The organism is Yersinia sp. Marseille-Q3913, from assembly GCF_963892745.1.
GTDB lineage: Bacteria > Pseudomonadota > Gammaproteobacteria > Enterobacterales > Enterobacteriaceae > Yersinia > Yersinia bercovieri.
On sequence record NZ_CAWQAF010000051.1, the window covers coordinates 1 to 2,998 of the forward strand.

Below are 2,998 nucleotides of genomic sequence, written 5' to 3' on the forward strand. Positions count from 1 at the left end.
CGTTGTTGCCAATCAGATTGGCCCCTTCGGCATGGAGCTGGCCGCCAATATTGGCAAGGAGTGCGAGGGTCAGATTATCTTTAAAACTGCCGCCATTAATACCGGTATTGAGGCTGGAACTGAGGAGAGATTGACCCGCGACCCGCTGCGCGACTTTTTCCGCCCATACGATTTGCGGGTGGTCCAGCGCTAGTCCTTGCGCACCAAATTATATCCCTAAAAAAATAGGTGGGGAAGGACACCCCACCTATAAGTCGATTACCCTTCTCTTTCAATCAGAACAAGGTAATGTTCGTTCATCAGAATCAAAATATATATCAAAAGAACATTCTAGATCTAAGTCAGCTATCACTCTCATTTGCTCTGGCCACAATACTGGACCACTATGCCCACATTTAGAACGCCATACGCAACACAGTGTCATAGTAATACCCTCAGTACATTGCAGTTGCTTCAGTGCATTTTTAGCTGGGCTTATCTTGTTCAACAACCAATCAAGATGATCTCTTAAATCTTTTGATGCTACATGTAGCTCCGAAGATAAAAACCAACTGGATAACTTAACCTCTCTGGTTTTTCCACGGCTATTAGTTATGGTTGCTCCAATAATATTTTTTTGTGTAGGTTCAACTTTTAGTTGCTGGCTAACAACATCAGGATGCATCGTTCCTGGATAAATTAATAATTGAGCATAGCACTCGGAACAGGTTGGATAATTACTCGATACCGGAGTAACCCTAGAACGAATCGTATTCATGGTAAAAAATCCCCAATATTTCCAATAATCTTTCCAGCATTATCAATATAGTCGCCATTGTCCAAAATGCGGCCATGGAAATCATTTCTTAATCCATTATCTTTTTTCAGCGATTCAAGAGCACGACCCCATTCACGACTCGTCAGATTCTCACCAAGTCGAACATTCAATGTATTTGCAGTACTTTTATTTAAAGTATTGCCGCCTGTTTGTAATACAGTGGATACTCGACCAGCAGCCCCAATACTTGGAGGGATAGGTAGAGGCAATCCATTCGGATCAAGCCATTTGCCATCGACAAATTGATTGGCCGTCCCTTTAACTCTAAACTTATCAACCTGCTTGCTGGAAAAGCGCATCCCGCCCTTCGCTAACCCGCCAACACCAACAGCGTAGCCGCCAAACTCAAACAGCAGTTTACCCGCTTCAACACCCGAGGCATAGGCGCCACGGGTTCCGGCCCGCTGATAATTCGCCTCCATGCTATTAATCCGTGCCAGCCACTCTTGCTTGACACTCTGCGCCACCGTGCCAATAACATCATCGCTGCTAATCAGCGCTCTCAGTGCTGCTATAGCTTGCCGTGGCTCTTTTAGCACTCCCAGCAACCCTATTGCACTGTCATGCACTCCCTCCGGTACACCCACAACAATCCCGGCGGCAAAAGCGCCATCCTGGGTCGCGCTGGTCAGCCCCCAGTCAATAAAGACTCTCCCCTTATCTGCCAGTGTTGCCGCAGCCGCCATTTCGGCTTCCATCAGTTTTTGTTGATGGTGGCTGAGGTAGTTGTAGCGGAAGGTGGTTTCGGCGGCATTGGCACCACTGTAGGCACCTGCTGATTTCCCGGTAAAGACCGCCCCCACCACACCACCGAAGAAGCGGGTTAACTGGGCCTGACGCTCATATTTAGCCTGCCACTCCTGCGGGCCGATGATATTCTCCCCCATCACCACTCCGGCCAGCTCGGCGGCCAGTGCGCCTGCGGCGGCACCTTTGACATTACCGCCGCCGATTTCAGCGGCAACGCCAGCAACCAGCGCATGGCTCAAGGCTTTTCCCGACACGCCTAATACTTCGCCATTATTGCCGATTAAATTAGCGCCCTCAGCATGCAACTGAGACCCCACACTGGTTAGTAATGCCGTGGCCAGATTATCTTTAAAGCTGCCACCATTAATGGCGGTGTTCAGGCTGGCGCTAATGATGGATTGACCCGCTAGAGTATGATGATACTTTCACGAGTTTTAAGATTTGGTCGTGAGCAGCCGCCACCATGAAATGGTGACGTCTGCTGGGTTAGGAAAGACCTTGATTATATAAGTTTTAATATTCTCATATCGAGCTTCAGTTCTTCAGCCTCATCATCTGGAACTGTAGATAACAAATTATCAAAGCTATTTTCTGTTAATAACTTAGCGATCTTATTTTGATGGAATTCAACCTGAGATGGATACCAGCCACCAACTAATACTAGTGCTACCACCTCAAGCATCAGATATTCAATAGGATAATCAAAGCTTGAGGTATACCCATCATAAATATCAGCAACTATTGATTCATGTGTCCAGCCATCTTTATTGCCTCTGCGGTCCCTACAACTGTTAAAAAAGGATTCTAACAACCATGTTTTTATTTCCGAGTATACAACTCTATTTTCCATCAGTTTTTCCTCAGAGGTCTTAATACAACCCCATTGTTATCTAAGACGTTCACCTGAATATTTGGATATTTAGCTTTGAATTGCTCGACAACACCAAGACAACTTACACATGCAGGACGTTCAGTGAAGATATTTACAGTCCCAGTGGTAGTCATTTTGTTTCCAAGTTGTTTAGCGATACTGTCTAAAATTTTTGCTTCTGAGTCTGTAGCTCTGGGAATCATTGCCCCTGTTTTACTTGGCAAGGTTTGAGTAGAAAATATCCCACTGCTTTTACCCACAATGCCTTGAGCTACCTGTGAAAGAGTTGGCGTATCAATTCGGCTGTGGGCTGATACTCGGAGAGGTAAGCCATCAATATTAACGTGAGCAACGGCAACATTACCTTCTCGCTTTAAGCCAGAAGGTAAATTGGCTCTGATGTCAATAATTTGCTGTTTCATTACTGCTGACTGCTGAATTACCTTCTCAGTGCGAAGAAAATCCCCCCAATTACTAGTAGGGGTCATAGCTTTAGCTGCTCCGCCCTTCCCCCGCACTACCCCCGCCAAAGATATCGACAACCCAAGGGCTTCTATTGT

At 46.1% G+C, this 2,998-nt stretch carries 3 protein-coding genes and 2 pseudogenes; all 5 read right to left on the reverse strand.

What is annotated here, in order from left to right; all coding sequences use genetic code 11:
• Nucleotides 1-157, reverse strand: a pseudogene (locus tag AACW11_RS16195) (DUF637 domain-containing protein); the annotation flags it as partial.
• 114 nt (nucleotides 158-271) lie between these two features.
• A complete protein-coding gene (locus AACW11_RS16200; protein WP_072080214.1) occupies nucleotides 272-757 on the reverse strand; it encodes a DUF4279 domain-containing protein in 486 nt (161 codons plus the stop codon).
• Nucleotides 754-1,977, reverse strand: a pseudogene (locus AACW11_RS20880) (DUF637 domain-containing protein); the annotation flags it as partial. The gene AACW11_RS16200 and the pseudogene AACW11_RS20880, both read right to left, overlap by 4 nt.
• A gap of 92 nt (nucleotides 1,978-2,069) precedes the next feature.
• Nucleotides 2,070-2,417 (reverse strand): hypothetical protein, encoded by a 348-nt coding sequence (locus AACW11_RS16210; RefSeq protein ID WP_032898331.1) that lies wholly within the window; start codon nucleotides 2,415-2,417, stop codon nucleotides 2,070-2,072.
• On the reverse strand, nucleotides 2,417-2,998 hold a 582-nt coding region (locus tag AACW11_RS16215; RefSeq protein ID WP_283051541.1), incomplete at its 5' end, for a deaminase domain-containing protein. The genes AACW11_RS16215 and AACW11_RS16210, both read right to left, overlap by 1 nt.

Coding starts and splice junctions, on each gene's coding strand:
- AACW11_RS16200 (WP_072080214.1), bottom strand. CDS start 757: ATGAATACGATTCGTTCTAGGGTTACTCCGGTATCGAGTAATTATCCA.
- AACW11_RS16210 (WP_032898331.1), bottom strand. CDS start 2,417: ATGGAAAATAGAGTTGTATACTCGGAAATAAAAACATGGTTGTTAGAA.